Source organism: Streptomyces sp. NPDC058274, assembly GCF_042881375.1.
In the GTDB taxonomy this organism is placed as follows: domain Bacteria; phylum Actinomycetota; class Actinomycetes; order Streptomycetales; family Streptomycetaceae; genus Streptomyces.
The window spans coordinates 80118-100069 of the sequence record NZ_JBHVXW010000012.1; the positions used below are offsets into that span (position 1 = coordinate 80118).

Below are 19952 nucleotides of genomic sequence, written 5' to 3' on the forward strand. Positions count from 1 at the left end.
CGGACCCGGCCTCGCGTCGCAGGAGGGCGGACCCGGCCTCGCGTCGCAGGAGGGCGGACCCGGCCTCGCGTCGCAGGAGGGCGGACCCGGCCTCGCGTCGCAGGAGGGCGGACCCGGCCTCGCATCGCAGGAGGGCGGGTCTCGGCCGAGCAATGAAGCCCGCGTCGGCGGGAGTCACGCCCGGGCTGACGTCACACGCGGGTCGAAGGAGCCATCGCGAGGCCCGCCTCGTCGTTCTGCCGGGCGATGTACAGCGCGCCGTCCGCGCCGATCAGCCCGAGCACGACCCGGCCGTACCCGTCCAGCGCCAGCGCCGGTGCGCCCACGCACCGTTCGCCGGTCGGCGACCACCACAGGCCCGCCTGTTCGTTCTCCGTGCCGCAGGCGGCGAGCATGATCTGGCCGTCGAGATCGCGATGGGCCAGCACGGTGCAGTCGTATCCGTCCAGCACCGCCCGCAGCACCGCGACGGGGTCGCCGCCCGGCGCGCCGCCGAGCGGGATGACCCAGCCACCGGGCCGGTGGGCGACGATGCCGCCGGTCGCCGGATCGGTCCAGTAGTACGTGGCCCGGTCCGGCGCGGTCTCCAGGACCGACGCCGTGCCGGGGGCCAGGACGAGCGGGATGTTGCGGTCCTGGTGGAAGTCGCCGTCGGCCTCGGGCTGCAGCCACCGCATGGCGTCGCTCTCGCTGCCGGCCAGGACCTCGATCCGCCCGGAGGCGTGCCCGACCACGGCGAGTCCGTCCCGTACCCGGCTGCCCTTGAGGTCCGCCCACGCCTCCCACTTGCCGGTGGGCCCCTCACGGCGCAGCATGAGCCCGCCGCCGGCATTGCGCACGAAGACGTTCACCCGGCCCGACGCGCTGACCGCGCCGGCCGGAACGCCGAAGCGGGCGGCCTTCTCCCGGTCCTTGTGCGGGTTCCCGAGCGAGCGCCACTCGGTGACCGGACGGCCGGTCTGGTACTGGATGGCGTGCACGATGTCGACGGCGGGCGGCCCGTCGCCCTTGCGGACCTCGCGCCGGCCGAGGAAGTGGACGTAGGTGTCCGCGCCCTGGGTCACCGAGAGGTAGGTCAGGTCCCCCACCGGGAAGAAATCGGGTCCCGTCCACCGCGGGCCGCCCGGCCGGGTCTCGGTCCAGCGCAGCAGTCCCGTACGGGTGCGGGCGAAGGCGGTGAACCTGCCGTCCTTGCCGAGGACGAGCCAGGGACCGCCGACCGCGGCCTCGCCGGCGCGCCGATCGGTGCCCGTGTACTCGACGGCGTCGGACGCCGCCCTCCCCTGGGCGGCGGCGCGCCCGGATCTGGTCCGCATGACGTGACCTGCCCCTTCCCATGACGCTCGGCGCGGCTCCCCTGCCGCCTCCCCGTACCGGTACGGGGAAGGCCGAGCGCGCCCCATCATAGGATGAACGTTCGACGAAGACGGTGTGGCGGTCCTGCGTGCGACCCTGGCCCCATGGACGAACCCCTGCTCGTGATCATCGACGGCGCCAATGTCGTCGGGTCCGTGCCCGACGGCTGGTGGCGGGACCGGAAGGGTGCCGCGGAGCGGCTGCGTGACCGGCTCGCGGCGCACGGATTGCCCGGGCACGAGGGCCCCGTGGAGATCGTGCTCGTGGTCGAGGGCCAGGCGCGCGGTGTCGATTCGGTGCCCGGCGTACGCGTCGAGTCGGCGTCCGGGAGCGGCGACGATCACATCACCGACCTGGTCGCCGGGGCCCGCGGGAGGGACCGGCTCGTGGTGACGGCGGACCGTGAACTGCGCCGCAGAGCAGTCGAATGCGGAGCCGAGGTGACCGGCCCGCGAGCGGTGCTCGGGGGCGCGTGACGTGACGCGGGCCGGGAGCGTACGCCCGCTGAGGGCCGCCCCCGCTCACCCCCGCCCGTCGGCCCTCACGTACAGCACCGCCCCGTCCACCACTCCCGCCTCCTCGTACCGCGCCGCGAGGAGCCGGCGCAGTGAGGGGACCCGCTCCGGGGCGTACGGCTTGTCCCGGGAGTCGTCGATGACGAGGACCGGCGGATGCTCGGCCATCTCGTCGCGGAAGACCGGCCAGGCGCCCTCGACGGCGTACTTCTCCCCGACCTGCGGGCCGTTGCGGCCACCGCTGTAGTTCGTGAGGAGGCCGGCCGTCAGATAGCGGCTGGCGGGGGTCCGATCGGCGAGCCAGTACGTCTCCGGGTGTATCCCCCACACCAGGACCCGGTCGCCGGGGTCCGTACGGCGGGCCATCGTGTCCGCGAGGCGTTGCGCGTGCGTGAGGTCGGAGCGGGGCGCCAGCAGACCCCACGCGAGGAAGAGCGTGCAGCAGCAGGCCGACGTCAGGACCGCCCTCACCAGCCGCTCGCGCGGCAGGATCTGCAGCGCGGCGGTCGCCAACAGGGCGACCGGCGGGATGAGTTGCAGGTAGTAGTGCCCGAAGAAGTGGAACCCCAGCAACACGGCCGCCACCGAGGAGCCCAGCCACAGCCACAGGTCCCCCGACCCCGTGCGCGCGATACGCAGCACGCGCACGACCGGCGGCAACAGGCCCGCACAGGCCACGGCGAGGATCACGGTGTTGGTCAACCCCCGTGCCAGTACGTGGAGTTCGGAGCCCGTGAAGGAGGCGTACGCGGCGGAGCCCGTCACCGTCCAGAAGACGAAACCCGCCGGGTCGGTCAGCAGGGCCGCCGCGAGGACCGGCAGGACGGCACCCACCGCCAGCCGCAGGGCGCCGGGCTCGCGGGACCGCCACAGCAGCCACGCCACCGGCACCAGCACCGCCCCGCCCGTCTGCTTCGCCAGGAACGCGCAGGCGACGGCGGCCCCCGCCGCTCTCCAACGGCGCCTGTCCGCACACCACATGGCCAGCGCGGTGAACGGCAGCATGAAGACCTCGAAGGTCGCCGCCTGCGCGTCCTCGGGATTGAGCCCGACCGAGACCAGCAGGTACAGCACCCCCGCCGTACGGCCCGCGCCGTCGCCCCAGCGGCGGCGGGCCAGGGAGGCCAGCAGTGCGGCGGTCAGCAGCTGGGCCACGACCGCGAGGACCCGCACCGAGGTGAGCGATCCCGAGCCGAACACCGCGAAGGCGGCCTCGTACAGCCAGGGCACCAGCGGCGGTTTGCGGTCCACGACCGTCTCGTACAGCTGTCCGCCGTCCGCCAACAGCCGTGCCTGGACGGCGAGATAGCCCTCGTCCGGATTCCAGACCGGGCGCGCGAAAGAGGGGACGCGGGTCACGGCGGCCAGCGCAGCGAGCAGCGGGAGCAGGCGGCGCCAGTAGCCGCGCGCCGGGCAGCGGCGCTGTATCGCGGATACGGAGCGTGGCGGGACTGAGCGATGCCGGGGGCGTGCCCGCACTTCCCCGACACCGCCGAGGGGCTCGACGAGCATATGGTGCACGCTATCCGGCCCCGCAGTCTCCACCGAAGCAGGACATACGGGGCCGGAGCATCAACCGGGACCGATTACTCGCTGTCGCGGCCCGGCGGAGGTGTGACAGCGGCCGACGGGGCCTCCTCGCGCTTCGCGAGCCGGCTGTGCGTACGCCCGTAGAGGAAGTACACGACGAAGCCGATGGCCATCCAGATGCCGAACCGGAGCCAGGTCTCGGCCGGCAGGTTCAGCATCAGCCACAGCGACGCGAGAACGGACACGATCGGCAGGATCGGCACCAGCGGGGTGCGGAAGGAGCGGGGCAGCTCGGGTCGGGTCCGGCGAAGGATGATCACGCCGAGGGCGACGACGACGAACGCGAACAGCGTGCCGATGTTCACCAGTTCCGCGAGCTCGCTCAGGCTGGTGAAGCCGGCCACGATCGCGATGATCACACCGAGCAGGATGGTCGGGCGGTGCGGGGTCCTGAACCGCGGGTGGACGTGCGAGAAGAAGCGGGGCAGCAGTCCGTCGCGGCTCATCGCGAAGAAGACCCGGGTCTGGCCGAGCAACAGGATCATGCAGACCGTCGTCAGGCCGACGGCGGCGCCGAAGCTGATGAAGCCCGCGTACCAGGGATGCCCGGTGGCCTTGAACGCGTCGGCGAGCGGGGCGTCCACGGACAGCTTGGTGTAGTGCTGCATACCGGTCACGACGACCGACACCGCGACGTACAGGGTGGTGCAGATGAGGAGCGAGCCGAGGATGCCGCGTGGCATGTCCCGCTGCGGGTTGCGGGTCTCCTCGGCGGCCGTGGCCACGACGTCGAAGCCGATGAAGGCGAAGAAGACCACCGAGGCGGCGGTGAAGATGCCCATCACACCGAAGTTGGAGGGGGCCCAGCCGAACATCAGCTGGATGAGCGGGGACTTGAGACCCCCGCCCGCGTCCACGGGCTGCGCCTTCGGGATGAACGGGTCGTAGTTGTCGCCGTTGATGAAGAAGGCGCCCGCGATGATCACGACGAGGACGACGGTCACCTTGATGGCGACCACGACGGCGGTGACCCGCGCGGAGAGCTTCGTGCCGACCACGAGGATGGCGGTGAGCACGAGGACGAGGGCGGCCGCGAGGATGTCGAAGCCGAATCCGTCGGCCCCCTCCCGCCCGCTGAGCGCTTCCGGCAGATGCCACCCGGCGTTGTCCAGGAGCGAGGCGATGTAGCCGGACCAGCCGACGGCGACCACCGCCGTGCCGAGCGCGAACTCCAGGACCAGGTCCCAGCCGATGATCCAGGCCGGCAGCTCACCGAGCGAGGCGTACGAGAAGGTGTACGCCGAGCCGGCCACCGGGACGGTGGACGCGAACTCGGCGTAGCAGAGCGCGGCGAGCGCGCAGACGACCCCGGCCACCACGAAGGCCAGGGCGACGGCCGGGCCTGCGTTGTTCTTGGCGACCGTGCCGGTGAGGACGAAGATGCCGGTACCGATGATGACGCCGACGCCGAAGACGGTGAGATCCAGAGCGGACAGCGACTTCTTGAGTGCGTGCTCCGGCTCCTCAGTGTCCAAGATCGATTGTTCGACCTTCTTCGTCCTGAAGAGGGTGCTGCTCACGGGCGTACCTCCCACGCTTTGTCGTCCTCGACATGATCGAGGGGGCTGCTGCTCCGTATGCCCCGGCGCGGGCCGGTTCACGCGAATGGGCCGCTTCCACCACCCGTACAGGGTGCTGAAAGCGGCCCATTGGCCCTGTGGAGGTACGTCAGTCGCGGGCGGGCTCCACGGCGTCCACGGTCTGCGCCGCCTCTTCCTCGAACCGGCCGTCGAGCTTGGAGACCAGGCCGGTGACCTGGCGGGCGATGTCCGGGGCGGTCAGGCCGATCTCCGCGAGGATCTCGCCCCGGGAGGCGTGGTCGAGGAACCGCGGCGGGATGCCGAAGTCGCGCAGCGGCACATCGACGCCCGCGTCGCGCAGCGCCTGTGCGATCGCCGAACCGACGCCGCCGACGCGGGAGTTGTCCTCGACCGTGACGACCACCCGGTGCTGCTCGGCGAGCGGGGCCATGGCCTCGTCGACGGGCTTGACCCAGCGCGGGTCGACGACCGTGGTGGAGATGCCCTGCTGGTCCAGGAGACCGGCGATCTCCAGGCACATCGGCGCGAGGGCGCCGACCGAGACGAGCAGCACGTCGGGCGCGTCGGTGCCCGGCGCGCGCAGCACGTCCATGCCGCCGATCCGGCCGACGGCCGGCACGGCCGGGCCGACCGCGCCCTTGGAGAAGCGGACCACGGTGGGCGCGTCGGTGACCTCGACGGCCTCGCGCAGCTGGGCGCGGACCTGGTCGGCGTCGCGCGGCGCGGCCAGCCTGAGGCCCGGCACGACCTGGAGGATCGACATGTCCCACATGCCGTTGTGGGAGGCGCCGTCGGTGCCGGTGACGCCGGCCCGGTCCAGCACGAAGGTGACACCGCACTGGTGCAGGGCCACGTCCATCAGGACCTGGTCGAAGGCGCGGTTGAGGAAGGTCGCGTAGACCGCGAAGACGGGGTGCAGTCCGCCGGTGGCGAGGCCGGCCGCGGAGACGGCGGCGTGCTGCTCGGCGATGCCGACGTCGTACACCCGTTTGGGGAAGGCCTTGGCGAACTTGTCGAGGCCGACCGGCTGGAGCATCGCGGCGGTGATGGCGACGATGTCCGGGCGCTCCCGGCCGAGCTGGAGCATCTCCTCGCCGAAGACCGAGGTCCAGTCGGCGCCGGAGGAGGCGAGCGGCAGGCCGGTGTCCGGGTGGATCTTGCCGACCGCGTGGAAGCGGTCGGCCTCGTCCTGGAGGGCGGGCTGGTAGCCGCGGCCCTTCTCGGTGAGGCAGTGCACGATGACCGGGCCGCCGAAGCGCTTGGCGCGGGCCAGCGCCGACTCCAGGGCCTCGATGTCGTGGCCGTCGATCGGGCCGACGTACTTCAGGCCCAGGTCCTCGAACATGCCCTGGGGGGCGATGAAGTCCTTCAGGCCCTTCTTCGCGCCGTGCAGGGTCTCGTAGAGGGGCTTGCCGACGACCGGGGTGCGCTCCAGGAGGTCCTTGCCGCGGGCCAGGAAGCGCTCGTAGCCGTCGGTGGTGCGCAGGGTCGCCAGGTGGTTCGCGAGGCCGCCGATGGTGGGGGCGTACGAACGCTCGTTGTCGTTGACGACGATCACCAGGGGGCGGTCCTTGGCGGCCGCGATGTTGTTGAGCGCCTCCCAGGCCATACCGCCGGTCAGGGCGCCGTCACCGATGACCGCCACCACGTGGTCGTCGCGCTCGAGGACCTCGTTGGCCTTCGCGAGACCGTCGGCCCAGCCGAGGACCGTGGAGGCGTGCGAGTTCTCGATCACGTCGTGCTCGGACTCGGCCTGCGCGGGGTAGCCCGAGAGGCCGCCCTTCATCTTCAGCTTCGAGAAGTCCTGGCGGCCGGTGAGCAGTTTGTGGACGTAGGACTGGTGGCCCGTGTCCCACAGCACCCGGTCCTTCGGCGACTCGAAGACGCGGTGCAGGGCGATGGTCAGCTCGACGACACCGAGGTTGGGGCCGAGGTGGCCGCCGGTCTTGGAGACCGCTTCGACGAGGAAGCTCCGGATCTCCTCGGCCAGCTGGTTCAGCTCTTCCGGGCTGAGCCGGTCCAGATCGCGCGGTCCCCTGATGCGGGTCAGCAGCGGCACCCGTGCCTCCTTGCAGTAGAGCTGTTCGAGCTGTGACGGGTCTGTCGAGTCTAATGTTCCGCCTTTCACGACGGCGCCCGGGCTCCGCGTCGTACGTCACGCGATTGGCCGTAAAACACCGTACGCGCGTTCTCGCACGGACAGAAAAGTGCCCGGCACCTCAGGGGTGCCGGGCACTTTCGGGTCAGGAGTGGGAGCCGTCAGGCACGGCCCGCCGACTTCTGGGTCTTGCGGGTGACCGCGTCGATCACGACGGTCGCCAGCAGCACGCCACCGGTGATCATGTACTGGACCGGCGAGGCGATGCCCTCGAGGGCCAGGCCGTACTGGATCGAGACGATGACGAGCACGCCGAGCAGCGCGTTCCAGGTGCGGCCACGGCCACCGAAGAGGCTGGTACCGCCGATGACGGCCGCCGCGATGGCGTTCATCAGGAGGTCACCGCCACCCGCGCCCTGGTTGGCCGCGGTGATCTTCGAGGCGAGGAACAGACCGCCGATGGCGGCGAAGGTGCCCGAGATCGCGTAGACCGAGATCCGGACCCCCGTGACGTTGATACCGGCACGGCGGGACGCCTCGATGCTGCCACCGAGCGCGAAGATCTTGCGGCCGTACGCGGTACGGCGCAGCACGAAGTCCGTGATCACCAGGACCGCCAGGAACAGCACGACGGCCAGGGGCAGGCCCTTGTTCTGGTTGAACACGGCCGCGGCCGCGAAGGCGATGACCGCGAGGAGCACCGTACGGACGACGATCTCGCTCACCGGACGCGACGGCACACCCGCGGCCTCACGGCGGCGGTTGTCGAAGAACGAGGTGAGGAAGAAGACCACGACGGCGACCACGGCCAGGCCGTAGGCGGCCGCCACGTCGCTGAAGTAGTAGCCGCTGAGCTTGGCGACCAGGCCCGAGTCGTCCAGGTTGATCGTGCCGTTGCTGCCGAGGATCTGCAGCATGAAGCCGTTCCAGAACAGCAGACCGGCCAGCGTGACGGCGAAGGCGGGGACACCGACCCGGGCGAAGAAGAAGCCGTGGATCGTGCCCGCGACCGCGCCCGTGAGGATGGCGAGAATCAGCGCCAGCCACTCGGCCATGCCGTGGGTGATGTTGAGGACGGCGAAGGTGGCGCCCGCGACACCGCTGACCGAGCCGACCGAGAGGTCGATCTCGCCGAGCAGCAGCACGAAGACGATACCGACGGCGATCATGCCGGTGCCGACCATGGCGACGGCGATGTCGGAGAGGTTGCCCGCCGTGAGGAAGTTCTCGTTCAGGCCGGCGAAGATCGCCCAGATGACGATCAGACCGATGACGACCGGGATGGACCCGAGGTCACCGGCGCGGATCTTGCGCTTGAACTCGGAGAGGTAACCGGCGAAGCCCTGCTCGCGTACGAGCAGCCGGGGGTCGATGGCGACATCCGCACCCGCGGCGGCCTCCGGGTTCTCGACGGTGTGCTTGTCCGCGGTGGCGGAGGTCTTGTCGATGCTCACTTCTGAGCCTCCCCGTTGCGGGCCGCACGACGGGTCACGGCGTTGTCCGTGGCACCCGTGATGGCGGAGATGATCTCTTCCTGCGAGGTCGACTTGACCTCGAAGACGCCGTTGTTGCGCCCGAGGCGCAGGACGGCGACCTTGTCGGCCACGGCCTTCACGTCAGCCATGTTGTGGCTGATGAGGATCACGGCGTGGCCGCGCTCGCGCAGCCGCTCCACGAGGTCGAGGACCTGTGCGGTCTGCTCGACACCGAGGGCCGCGGTGGGCTCGTCGAGGATGACCAGCTTGGGCTCGCCGAGCATGGAGCGGGCGATGGCCACGGTCTGGCGCTGACCGCCGGAGAGCGAGGCGATCGGGATACGGACGCTGGGGATACGGATCGACAGCGTCTGGAGCAGCTCACGGGAGCGGCGTTCCATTTCGACCTCGTCCAGGATGCCGCGCTTGATCAGCTCGCGTCCCAGGTAGAGGTTGCCGACCACATCGATGTTGTCGCACAGCGCGAGGTCCTGGTAGACGGTCGCGATGCCCAGGTGCTGGGCGTCGTGCGGCTTGTTGATCTGGACGGACTTGCCGTCCCATTCGATGACGCCCTCATCGATGGGATGCACGCCGGCGATCGTCTTGACCAGCGTGGATTTTCCGGCGCCGTTGTCGCCCACCAGGGCGACCACTTCACCGGCGTGGACCTCAAGCTCTACGTCGGTGAGCGCCTGGACGGCACCGAACCGCTTGGAGATCCCGCGCAACGCCAGCACGGGCGTAGCGGACACGTGAACCATCTCCTTCGCCGCCTGACCCGGCGGGAGGTTGTGCAGAAAGTGTGGGAGGGGTGTTCCGTCCGGCGCCCCGCCCTAGCTTTGCGGGGCTGATGGATGCGGGGCGCCGGAGGGGTTTGGAGTGCGCAAGCCCCGTACGGGAATTCAATAGCGAATTCCCGTACGCGGTAAGGGACTTGCAGCTACTTACTTGAGACCGATCTTGTCGCAGGCCGCCTTGTACTTGGCGGTGCAGATGTCGTTGACCGTGTAGATGCCGTCCTTGATGACGGTGTCCTTGATGTTGTCCTGGGTCAGCGAGACGACCGGGACGATGACCGAGGGGACGGCCTTGGTGGTGGGGCTGTCGACCTTGTCCTTGGCGATGTCGCTGAGCGACGTGCCCTGGGCGAGCGCGACGGCCATCTTGGCGGCGACCGCGGCCTCTTCCGGGTAGGACTTGTACACGCTCATGTACTGGTCACCCGTGACGATGCGCTGCACACCGGCGAGCTCGGCGTCCTGGCCGGTGACCGGGACCTTGATGCCCGCGGCCTTGAGCGCGGTGATGATACCGCCGGCCATGCCGTCGTTGGCGGAGTAGACGCCGACGATGTTGTTCTTGCCGAGGGCGGAGATGGCGCCCTCCATGTTGGCGTTGGCGTTCTCCGGCTTCCACTCCTTGGTGTCGTACGACTTCGCGATGTCGACCTTGCCCTTGAGCTCGGCAAGCGCGCCCTTCTTGAAGAAGGCGGCGTTCGGGTCGGTGATCGCGCCGTTCATCATGACGATCTTGGCGGAGGGCTTGGCCTTGTCGCCGAGCGCCTTCAGGAGGGCCTTGCCCTGGACGTGACCGACCTCTTCGTTGTCGAAGGAGGTGTAGGCGTCGATCGGGCCCTCGGCCAGGCGGTCGTAGGCCACGACCGGGATGCCGGCGTCCTTGGCCTTCTTGACCGAGGTGGCGATCGCCTTGGAGTCCACCGCGTCCACGATCAGCACGTCGACCTTGTTGGTCACCATCGTGTCGACCTGCTGGTTCTGGGTGCTGGCGTCCTGCTTGGCGTTGGCGTAGACGACCTCGCCCTTGCCGTTGGTCAGGTCCTTGACCTGCTTCTCGATGATCGGCTTGTCGAACTTCTCGTAGCGCGCGGTCTGGTTCTCCGGAAGGAGCAGACCGACCTTGATCGCGTCGCCCTTCTTGGGGCTCGAGGAGCCGTTGTCATTGCCGGAATCCTTGGCACTGCCACAGGCAGCCAGCGAAACGGCCATCGCACCTGCGGCAACAGCAACGGCGGCACGACGCATACGCGTGTTCACTTCAGAAACCTCCCTGACGAGGCCGCGACGTTGCGGCCGAGGTGGCTGGAAGTCAACTCGGCCGCACGTGCGACGTCAAGAAGTAAATCCTTAACGAGATGGCAACGGTGCCATCCGTTCTCTAAGTGAAGGCAGGAGTCACTGCGGGCAGCGAGCCATCCAAAAGGGTCGAATCACCCATCTCGCTCAGCGCGAGGGCGAGTGCTCCGAGCACCTCCGCACGGCCCCCAAGGGCCCCTGGCAACACCGAGAGCTGACGCGCGGCGCTGGGGATCGCATAGCGGCCGACGGACTCCCTGATGGGCCCCAGAACCAGCTCTCCGGCCTCGGCGAGATCGCCGCCGAGAACCACCCGGCTCGGGTTGAGCAAATTGCAGAGGTTCGCGACTCCACTGCCGATGTGGCGGCCGACGTCGGCGATCACCCGACGGCAGCCCGGATCACCGTCCCGCGCCAGCCTGACGACGCCCTCCATGCTCAGATCCGTGCCGTGGCTGGACTGGAGGAGCGGCAGCACATAGCGGGCGGCCGCGAAGGTCTCCAGGCAGCCCCGGTTTCCGCAGCGGCAGACGGGGCCGGACTCATCAAGAGTAATATGCCCGATTTCTCCCGCTGTGCCACCCGGGCCCCGGTAGATCTTGCCGCTGATCACGAGCCCCGCGCCGACACCGCTCGCGACCTTGATGTACGCCAGGTCCCTGACCCCGCGGCCACTGCCCCACACCAGCTCACCGAGGGCGCCCAGGTTGGCGTCGTTGTCCACGTGCACGGGCACGCCGAGCCGCCCCCGCAGCTCCTCGGCGGGCTTCGTACCGGTCCAGCCCGGCAGGATGGAGGTGGAGCCGAGCGTCCCGGACTCGACGTCGATCGGTCCCGGCACGCCGAGGCCCACGCCGGCGATCTTCGAACGGTCGACTCCCGTTGCTGCGATCAGGCGACTGACCAGCTCTTCGGCCCGGTCGAAGCCCTGCGCGGCGGAGGCGTCCACATCGAGGGGCTCGGACTCCTCGGCCAGCACCTGATGGGCCAGGTTCCCGACCGCGACGCGCAAATGCGTGTGTCCGAAATCGACACCTATGACAATGCCGGCATCACCGCTGAGCGAGACGCTGCGGGCCCGGCGGCCGCCCGCCGAAGTGGGCGTGACCTCGACCGTTCCCCCGTCCTTGAGCTCGCGCACGATATTGGAGACCGTTGCGGCGGACAGGCCGGTCGTCCTCGCGATCTCCGCCTGCGTGAGCGACCCGGCAAGGCGCACCGCACGGACGACGCGCTCCAGATTTGCTCGGTGCAGCGACGACTGCGACCCCGGAGTCTCCATCGACTCATCCACTCCTGCCGTCAGCCGGACGGCGCCGATGCCGTCCGTGTGGCCCAGGTCACACCAGTGGAACCCGGGTCACTTACAAGTTGTGAACTCCAAGCTCCGCTGAACGGGTTACCGCAGTCAAGTCCTTGACGGAAAATCGGGGACAACGGGTCGGACCGCTCATGGCTGCGCCGGCGCCGCCCCGGGTTCACGGGCGCGACGCCGGCGTGTGCGACAAGTGGTTGCCCGGGGCACCGTACGACCGGCGCCCGGGACCGGACGGCTATGTCCGTGCAGGGCGCAGCTACTTCAGCGCTCCCGCGGTCAGGCCCTGCACCACCTGGCGCTGGAAGATGATGTACGCGGCGAGGACGGGCAGCATCGCCATCACCAGGCCCGCGAACAGACCCGACCAGTCGCCCTTGTAGCCCTGGCTCGTCGCGAGCTCCACCAGGCCCTGGGCGAGCACCTTCCGGTCGCCGTTCATCAGCACCGTCGGCAGCATGTACTGGTTCCACTGCCCGAGGAAGTTGAAGATGCCGACGCTGATCAGGCCCGGCTTCGCCATCGGCAGCATGATCTGGAAGAACGTCCTGGTGTGCGACGCGCCGTCGACGAAGGCCGCCTCGGCGATCGACGACGGCAGCGTCCTGAAGAACGACGTCAGGAAGAAGACCGTGAACGGCAGCGAGTAGGCGATGTAGACGAGGATCAGACCCGGCAGCGTGTTCAGCAGGCGCATGTTGTTCAACACGTAGAACAACGGCACCAGGGCCAGCATCACCGGGAAGCTCATGCCTCCGACGAAGAGGTAGTAGATGAAGCGGTTGCCCGGGAACTCGAAGCGGGCCAGGACGTAGGCCGCCATCGAGCCGAGGACGAGCGTGCCGACCAGCGAGAAGCCCACCACGATCAGCGTGTTGGCGAAGTACTCGCTCATGTGTGCCTCGGACCAGGCACGCGACCAGTTGTCGAAGTGCAGCTTGTCGGGCAGCGACCAGGGCGAACTGAAAATGGAGGCGTCGTCCTTGAAGGACGTCATCACCGCCCAGAGGAGCGGCATCACGACCATGATCGCCCAGAGGATCAGGACGCCGTGCGAGAAGACGTTGAGGACGCCTCCCTCGCTGCTCTTCGCCTGCTGGGGCACGGCCGGCGTCTTCGTCACCCGGGGGTGGTCCTCGACCGGACCCGCGGGCGGCGGGGTCTCAGTGGTCTTCATCTAGAACTCCAGCCGCTCGCGCCGGCCCAGCCGCATCACGACCACCGCGAAGAGCAGCGTGACGATGAGCAGGGCGACACCGATCGTCGTTGCGTAGGCGGCGTTCGCGTCGCGGAACGCCGATTGGTACACGTACAGCGGAAGGACCGTGGTCGAGTAGTCGGGACCACCGGGACCCACCGTCATGATCTGCACGGCGGCGAACGCCTCGGCGCCGAGGGACAGGATGCCCATGTAGACCCAGCCGGACTGCACGGTGTCCCAGAGCAGCGGAAGGGTGATTTTGAAGAACGTGGTGAAACGGCTCGCGCCGTCCAGGAGTGCCGCTTCGTAGAAGTCCTTCGGAATGGAGGCCATTCCGGCGGAGAAGAGCACGACGAAGAATCCGACCGTGCTCCACAGCAGCGCCGCCATCACACACCACAGGGCGAGATTCGGGTCGCCCAGCCAGTTCGGCTGCACGCTGTCGAGGCCAATGGCCTCCAACGTCCCGTTGATCACGCCGTCATTGGGGTTGTACGCGAACTGGAAGAGCAGGGCGACGATCGAGATCGACAGTACCTGTGGAAAGAAATAGGCGATCTTGTAGAAACCGGAACCGCGCACTCCGGTGATGGCGGCGCCCTTACGGCGCCGCCCACCGACATTGAGCATGAAGGCGAAGAAGAGCGCGAGACCCAGCGTCACCAACGGCAGCAACAACGCGAATACCAGGCTGTGCTGCAACGATTTCCAGAAGACGTCGTCGTCCAGCATTCTGGTGTAGTTCGCGAACCCGACCATCTTGAAGTCCGGGCTCAGGCCGGTCCAGTCCGTGAACGAGTAGTAGATCGCCTGGATGAACGGCCAGATCACAAAGATCGCGTACAACGCCAAGGGGGCCACCAAGAACCCCGCAATGAACCTGTACTTGCCGTGTTGCATGGTTACCGACCCCGATCGTTTCGCGGGTGCCGCCGCTGGTGACGCGTCCGCACGTGCTGCTACTAGTGCTTGTAGTGCTTGATGGACTGGTCCTTGGCCGCCGCGTCCGCGTAGCCCTGGATCTTCTTGATGGCCTCGGCCGGGGTCAGTCGCCCTGCCATCATCTCGCCGAGACCGGAGACACCGATCTGCTCCTTCTGGAGCTTCACGTACCAGTCCTGCAGACGCGGGTTGACCACGTTGTCGCCGGCCTTGTCCAGAGCCGCGACACCGGACTTCAGGCCTGGGGTGAGCTCGATGCCGTCGGTGCCGCCGTTGAACGCGGTGAGGGACTTGACCTGGCTGGTGAAGTTCTTCGACGAGGCCTCGCTGAGCATGATGCGCAGCTGCTCCATGCCGCCCTCGGCGTTCTTCGCCTTGGCGGGCACGATGAAGGGCTCACCGCCGGACGCCCAGATGGTGCCGAACGGCATCTTGTCGGAGCTGTCGAGGCCGGAGGGCCCGCTGACGGCCAGGTTGAAGTCCTTCGGGATGACCTTCGCGGACTCGTTCTCCACCCAGGACCCGTTCGGGATGAAGAGGGCCTCGCCCTTGGCCCAGGCGGTCTGCGACTGGATGTGGTCGATGCCCGGGGTGCCCTTGAGGACGTAACCCTTCTTGTAGAGCTCGTAGTACGCCTCGAAGGCGGACTTGACGGCCGGGTCCTTCCAGGCGTTCGGCTCCAGGTTGTCGATCTTGTCGAGAACCTCGCGGCCACCGATCTTGGCGATGAAGGGGTACAGCGAGAACGGCAGGTAGTACGGGTACTTGCCCGCGTACGTCCAGCCGGCGATGCCCTTCTTCTTCGCCTTCGCGCAGAGCGCGAGCATCGCGTCCCAGTCCTCGGGGTACGTCGAGTCGAGCTTGTCGAGGGCGGTCTGCGAGTACCAGACGCCGTACACCGTGTAGGCGTAGTACATGATCCAGACGGGGTCGCCGTCGAACTGGCCCATCTCGACGATGCCGGGGCGCAGCGTGTCGCGGACCTTCTTCGCCGGGTCGTCGATCGACGGCGCGTCGAGGAGCGGCGTGAGGTCGGTCAGCTGCTTCTTGCCGACGAGGACACCCATGTCCATCTGCTGGGCGCCCGAGTTGTCGATCAGGTCCGGCGGGGTACCGCCGTTGAACTTGGGCTGCAGCTCGGACTGGATCTTCTGGGTCGGGTGGAAATCGATCTTGGCCTTGGGGAACGCCTTCTTGTACTCGGCGTTCGCGTCCGTCGCGTACTTCGTGCCGAAACCGCCGTCGAAGATGACAACGGCAAGCGGGGCGGTCTCGTTGACGCCCAGCGGATTCTTGTCCGTCTTCTTGCCGGTCTTGGCCTTGCCCTCCGAACCACTGTCGCTGCTCGCACAAGCAGACAAGAAGCTCATCGTGGGAACGGAGATCAGGCCCAGCGCAGCGGACCGCTTGATCAGGTCGCGGCGGCCGACGCCTCCGGTGTTGCTGTTCTCGGCGGAAGTGGATCCCATGCTCAAGTCCTCGCCTTCTCCAGGACTCAGGCGGTGAACCGGATCCTCCCCGGCACCGCGGTTGGTGAAGCTGGGGTCGTGCATGGGGGATTCAGCTGGCCCGCTCGGCATTGGACATGCTCGACGCAGACCGTGACATCGCGATTCCCCCCGGGTCCTGCCTGTCCACGACCGTGGAACGGCGGGGGCAGATGCCGACAGGTATAGTCCACTTCCCGCCAACGGAGCAAGATCGAATGCAGGTTTGGCCGACGTTCTTTCCCGAGTTGAGACCTCCCGGAAATATCGGACGTCTCTGTGCCGCTTCCGAGAGAAATCATCAACATCGAGCCCGAATGCCACATTCAACACCCTTGACATCACTGGCAACTTGACTCCCTACTGGTCCATGCGCAGCGAAGTTGACAACGTTGTCCAAGGCGCAGGGAGGGTGCTCGCGCATGCATCTCAGAGCTCGGCACAGATGGAGTTCCTCGGCGGTCGTGGCAACGACCGCCTTCGTCGTGGTGGTGGCCTCACAGGGGGCCGCCGTCGCCAGGCCCGCCCAAGCGGCCAAGGCCGACCGGGAGTTCGCCTCCTCGTTCGAGACCGGTGAACCCGCACCCGACTGGCTCAATACGGTGGATACGGCATCGGACGGGACGAAACGCTCCTCCGGAGTCGACGGCGGATACAGCAGCGGCATTCCCGGCAACGTGACCGACCATGTCACGGATGTCCGGGCCAACGACGAGAACACCGGCGGCGGGGAGGTGAAGGAGAACCTCGTCGACGGCGAGCCGAGCACCAAATGGCTGACCTTCTCGCCGACCGGCTGGGCCGAGTTCGACCTGGACGCGCCGGTCAAGCTGGTCACGTACGCGCTGACGTCCGCGAACGACCACGACGAGCGCGACCCCAAGGACTGGACCCTGCAGGGCTCCACCGACGGCAAGGACTGGAAGACCCTCGACAGCCGCTCCGACCAGTCCTTCTCCGAGCGCTTCCAGACCAAGACGTACGACCTCGCGGCTCCGGCGGAGTACGCGCACTTCCGGCTGGATGTCACCAAGAACAACTCCGGTGACATCCTGCAGCTCGCCGATGTCCAGTTCTCCACAGGCGGCAGTACCGACCCGACGCCCAAGGACATGCTGTCGCTGGTCGACCGCGGTCCGAGCGGCTCCCCGACCGCCAAGGCCGGCGCGGGGTTCACCGGCAAGCGGGCCCTGCGCTACGCCGGCTCGCACAAGGCCGACGCGCGCGCCTACTCGTACAACAAGGTCTTCGACGTCAATGTGGCCGTCGGCCGGGACACCGAGCTGTCGTACCGGATCTTCCCCTCGATGGCGGACGGCGATCTGGACTACGACGCCACGAACGTGTCCGTGGACCTGGTCTTCACGGACGGCACCTATCTGAGTGACCTGAAGGCCACCGACCAGCACGGGTTCGCGCTGACCCCGCAGGGCCAGGGCGCGTCGAAGGTCCTTTACGTCAACCAGTGGAACAACGTCCAGTCGCGGATCGGGTCCGTCGCGGCGGGCCGCACGGTGGACCGGATACTGGTGGCGTACGACTCCCCGAAGGGGCCGGCGAAGTTCCGCGGCTGGCTGGACGACATCGCCCTGAAGACCGTCGCGCCCGAGAAGCCGAAGGCGCACCTCTCCGACTACGCCTCCACCATCCGCGGCACCAACTCCAGCGGCGGTTTCTCGCGGGGCAACGACTTCCCGGCGACCGCCGTGCCGAACGGCTTCAACTTCTGGACGCCGGTGACCAACGCGGGTTCCCAGAGCTGGCTGTACGACTACGCCCGCGCGAACAACTCGGACAATCTGCCCACGATCCAGGCGTTCAGCGCGAGTCACGAGCCCAGCCCCTGGATGGGTGACCGGCAGACCTTCCAGGTGATGCCGTCGGCCGCGTCCGGAACCCCGGACACCGGCCGCACCGCCCGTGCGCTCGCCTTCAGGCACGAGAACGAGACGGCGCGCCCGTACTACTACGGCGTGACGTTCGAGAACGGCCTCAAGGCGGAGATGGCGCCCACGGACCACGCGGCCGCACTGAAGTTCACCTATCCCGGTGACGACGCGAGCGTGGTCTTCGACAACGTCACCGACCAGGCCGGGCTCACGCTCGACAAGACGAACGGGATCGTCACCGGCTACTCGGACGTGAAGTCCGGGCTGTCCACGGGGGCCACCCGGATGTTCGTCTACGGCGTCTTCGACGCGCCGGTGACGGACAGCGGCTCGTCGGGCGTCAAGGGCTATCTGAAGTTCAAGCCCGGCTCCGACCACTCGGTCACCCTGCGGCTGGCCACCTCGCTCATCAGCGTCGACCAGGCCCAGGACAACCTGCGGCAGGAGATCCCGGACGGCACGTCCTTCGGGACCGTCAGGACCCGGGCCCAGCAGCAGTGGGACAAGATCCTCGGCAAGGTCGAGGTCGAGGGTGCCACGCCGGACCAGCTGACCACGCTGTACTCCAGCATGTACCGGCTGTACCTGTACCCCAACTCCGGCTTCGAGAAGGTCGGTTCGAAGGACCAGTACGCCTCGCCGTTCTCCCCGATGCCGGGTCCGGACACCCCGACCCACACGGGCGCGAAGATCGTCGACGGCAAGGTGTACGTCAACAACGGCTTCTGGGACACCTACCGGACGACCTGGCCGGCCTACTCGTTCCTGACCCCCGGCAAGGCCGGAGAGATGGTCGACGGGTTCGTGCAGCAGTACAAGGACGGCGGCTGGACCTCGCGCTGGTCCTCGCCCGGATACGCGGACCTGATGACCGGCACGTCCTCCGACGTGGCCTTCGCCGACGCGTACGTGAAGGGTGTCGACTTCGACGCGGAGTCGGCGTACAACGCGGCTCTGAAGAACGCCACGGTCGTCCCGCCCTCCTCCGGCGTGGGCCGCAAGGGCATGACGACCTCGCCCTTCCTCGGCTACACGAGCACGGACACGCACGAGGGCCTGTCGTGGGCGCTTGAGGGCTACCTCAACGACTACGGCATCGCCAAGATGGGCCAGGCGCTCTACAAGAAGACCGGCAAGAAGCACTACAAGGAAGAGGCCGCCTACTTCCTCAACCGGGCCCAGGACTACGTCACCCTCTTCGACCCCAAGGCCGGCTTCTTCCAGGGCAGGGACGAGAAGGGCAACTGGCGGGTCGAGTCCTCGAAGTACGACCCGCGTGTGTGGGGCTACGACTACACCGAGACGAACGGCTGGGGGTACGCCTTCACGGCCCCGCAGGACAGCCGTGGCCTCGCGAACCTGTACGGCGGCCGCAGCGCTCTCGCCGACAAGCTCGACACGTACTTCGCCACGCCCGAGACGGCCGCCCCGGAGTTCGTCGGCTCGTACGGCGGGGTCATCCACGAGATGACGGAGGCCCGTGACGTACGGATGGGGATGTACGGCCACTCCAACCAGGTGGCGCACCACGTCAACTACATGTACGACGCGGCGGGCCAGCCCTGGAAGACGCAGAAGAACGTCCGCGAGGTCCTCTCGCGCCTCTACATGGGCAGCGAGATCGGCCAGGGCTACCACGGCGACGAGGACAACGGCGAGCAGTCCGCCTGGTACCTCTTCTCGTCGCTGGGCTTCTACCCGCTGGTGATGGGCAGCGGCGAGTACGCCGTCGGCTCCCCGCTCTTCACCAAGGCGACCGTCCACCTGGACAACGGCAAGGACCTGGTGGTCAAGGCGCCGAAGAACAGCACGAAGAACGTGTACGTGCAGGGGCTGAAGGTCAACGGCAAGAAGTGGACGTCGACCGCCCTGCCGCACACGCTGCTCTCCAAGGGTGCCGTCCTGGAGTTCGACATGGGCTCGAAGCCGTCCTCGTGGGGTACCGGCAAGAACGCGGCGCCCGTGTCGATCACCGACGACGACAAGGTGCCCGCTCCCCGCTCGGACGCCCTCAAGGGTGACGGCGCGCTCTTCGACAACACCTCGGCGACGAACGCGAGCGTGACGTCGGTGGACCTGCCGGTCGCCGCGCGCACCAAGGGAGTTCAGTACACGCTGACGTCCGCCGACCACACGAAGGCACCGACCGGCTGGACCCTGCAGGGTTCCTTGGACGGCACCCACTGGTCGACGCTCGACAAGCGCTCCGGTGAGTCGTTCACCTGGGACAAGCAGACCCGCGCGTTCTCGGTGCCGGCTCCGCGGCCGTTCACGCACTACCGCCTGGTCCTCACCGGCGAGGCGACGCTGGCGGAGGTGGAACTGCTGTCCTGACCTTCCCCCCACGGGAACGGAGCGGGCGCGGAGCATTCTCCGCGCCCGCTTCGTCGTACCGGGGCCGTCCGCGTGGTGTCCCGGCGGCGGTTTTGCCGGACCGGCAAAATTCT

General features: G+C 68.2%; 13 protein-coding genes. 2 read left to right on the plus strand and 11 right to left on the minus strand.

The window, feature by feature from the left end:
- Positions 1–191: 191 nt before the first annotated feature.
- Positions 192–1316, minus strand: coding sequence for a hypothetical protein (locus ACFVYF_RS23380; protein ID WP_389458164.1), 1125 nt, complete (start codon positions 1314–1316; stop codon positions 192–194).
- Between the two features lie 144 nt (positions 1317–1460).
- Here ACFVYF_RS23380 and ACFVYF_RS23385 point away from each other — a divergent pair, with 144 nt between their 5' ends.
- Positions 1461–1832, plus strand: coding sequence for an NTP pyrophosphohydrolase (locus ACFVYF_RS23385; protein ID WP_389458166.1), 372 nt, complete (start codon positions 1461–1463; stop codon positions 1830–1832).
- A 45-nt stretch (positions 1833–1877) separates the two neighbouring features.
- Here ACFVYF_RS23385 and ACFVYF_RS23390 read toward each other — a convergent pair whose 3' ends face one another.
- The 10 genes from ACFVYF_RS23390 to ngcE form a co-directional block, all read right to left on the minus strand.
- Positions 1878–3383 (minus strand): ArnT family glycosyltransferase, encoded by a 1506-nt coding sequence (locus ACFVYF_RS23390; RefSeq protein WP_389458168.1) that lies wholly within the window; start codon positions 3381–3383, stop codon positions 1878–1880.
- Positions 3384–3457: 74 nt separating this feature from the next.
- Positions 3458–4981: an amino acid permease gene (locus tag ACFVYF_RS23395; protein ID WP_389458170.1), complete on the minus strand. Its 1524-nt coding sequence runs from the start codon at positions 4979–4981 to the stop codon at positions 3458–3460.
- A gap of 148 nt (positions 4982–5129) precedes the next feature.
- Positions 5130–7061, minus strand: coding sequence for a 1-deoxy-D-xylulose-5-phosphate synthase (gene dxs / locus ACFVYF_RS23400; protein ID WP_389458172.1), 1932 nt, complete (start codon positions 7059–7061; stop codon positions 5130–5132).
- A gap of 200 nt (positions 7062–7261) precedes the next feature.
- Positions 7262–8554: a sugar ABC transporter permease gene (locus ACFVYF_RS23405; protein ID WP_389458174.1), complete on the minus strand. Its 1293-nt coding sequence runs from the start codon at positions 8552–8554 to the stop codon at positions 7262–7264.
- Entirely contained in the window at positions 8551–9339 is a 789-nt protein-coding gene (locus ACFVYF_RS23410) for an ATP-binding cassette domain-containing protein (protein WP_389458176.1), read from the minus strand. The genes ACFVYF_RS23405 and ACFVYF_RS23410 overlap by 4 nt, the downstream gene beginning before the upstream one ends.
- Positions 9340–9522: 183 nt before the next feature.
- Positions 9523–10620, minus strand: a complete 1098-nt coding sequence (locus tag ACFVYF_RS23415) for a substrate-binding domain-containing protein (RefSeq protein WP_389458341.1) — start codon at positions 10618–10620, stop codon at positions 9523–9525.
- A gap of 133 nt (positions 10621–10753) precedes the next feature.
- The gene (locus ACFVYF_RS23420) at positions 10754–11953 is read right to left on the minus strand and encodes an ROK family transcriptional regulator (RefSeq protein ID WP_389458178.1); all 1200 of its coding nucleotides are present in this window, start codon (positions 11951–11953) and stop codon (positions 10754–10756) included.
- A gap of 292 nt (positions 11954–12245) precedes the next feature.
- A complete protein-coding gene (locus ACFVYF_RS23425) occupies positions 12246–13163 on the minus strand; it encodes a carbohydrate ABC transporter permease (protein ID WP_389458180.1) in 918 nt (305 codons plus the stop codon).
- The gene (locus ACFVYF_RS23430; protein ID WP_389458182.1) at positions 13164–14087 is read right to left on the minus strand and encodes a carbohydrate ABC transporter permease; all 924 of its coding nucleotides are present in this window, start codon (positions 14085–14087) and stop codon (positions 13164–13166) included.
- A 62-nt stretch (positions 14088–14149) separates the two neighbouring features.
- Positions 14150–15598, minus strand: a complete 1449-nt coding sequence (gene ngcE, locus ACFVYF_RS23435; protein ID WP_389458184.1) for an N-acetylglucosamine/diacetylchitobiose ABC transporter substrate-binding protein — start codon at positions 15596–15598, stop codon at positions 14150–14152.
- Positions 15599–16038: 440 nt separating this feature from the next.
- Here ngcE and ACFVYF_RS23440 point away from each other — a divergent pair, with 440 nt between their 5' ends.
- Positions 16039–19839, plus strand: a complete 3801-nt coding sequence (locus tag ACFVYF_RS23440) for a GH92 family glycosyl hydrolase (RefSeq protein WP_389458186.1) — start codon at positions 16039–16041, stop codon at positions 19837–19839.
- Positions 19840–19952: the final 113 nt, after the last annotated feature.

What these genes read in the sequence shown, in the direction of transcription:
- ACFVYF_RS23415 (WP_389458341.1), bottom strand. Translation starts at nt 10,620, where the DNA reads ATGCGTCGTGCCGCCGTTGCTGTTGCCGCAGGTGCGATGGCCGTTTCG.
- ACFVYF_RS23390 (WP_389458168.1), bottom strand. Translation starts at nt 3,383, where the DNA reads ATGCTCGTCGAGCCCCTCGGCGGTGTCGGGGAAGTGCGGGCACGCCCC.
- ACFVYF_RS23425 (WP_389458180.1), bottom strand. Translation starts at nt 13,163, where the DNA reads ATGAAGACCACTGAGACCCCGCCGCCCGCGGGTCCGGTCGAGGACCAC.
- ACFVYF_RS23380 (WP_389458164.1), bottom strand. Translation starts at nt 1,316, where the DNA reads ATGCGGACCAGATCCGGGCGCGCCGCCGCCCAGGGGAGGGCGGCGTCC.
- ACFVYF_RS23385 (WP_389458166.1), top strand. Translation starts at nt 1,461, where the DNA reads ATGGACGAACCCCTGCTCGTGATCATCGACGGCGCCAATGTCGTCGGG.
- ACFVYF_RS23420 (WP_389458178.1), bottom strand. Translation starts at nt 11,953, where the DNA reads ATGGAGACTCCGGGGTCGCAGTCGTCGCTGCACCGAGCAAATCTGGAG.
- ACFVYF_RS23430 (WP_389458182.1), bottom strand. Translation starts at nt 14,087, where the DNA reads ATGCAACACGGCAAGTACAGGTTCATTGCGGGGTTCTTGGTGGCCCCC.
- ngcE (WP_389458184.1), bottom strand. Translation starts at nt 15,598, where the DNA reads ATGGGATCCACTTCCGCCGAGAACAGCAACACCGGAGGCGTCGGCCGC.
- ACFVYF_RS23440 (WP_389458186.1), top strand. Translation starts at nt 16,039, where the DNA reads ATGCATCTCAGAGCTCGGCACAGATGGAGTTCCTCGGCGGTCGTGGCA.
- ACFVYF_RS23410 (WP_389458176.1), bottom strand. Translation starts at nt 9,339, where the DNA reads ATGGTTCACGTGTCCGCTACGCCCGTGCTGGCGTTGCGCGGGATCTCC.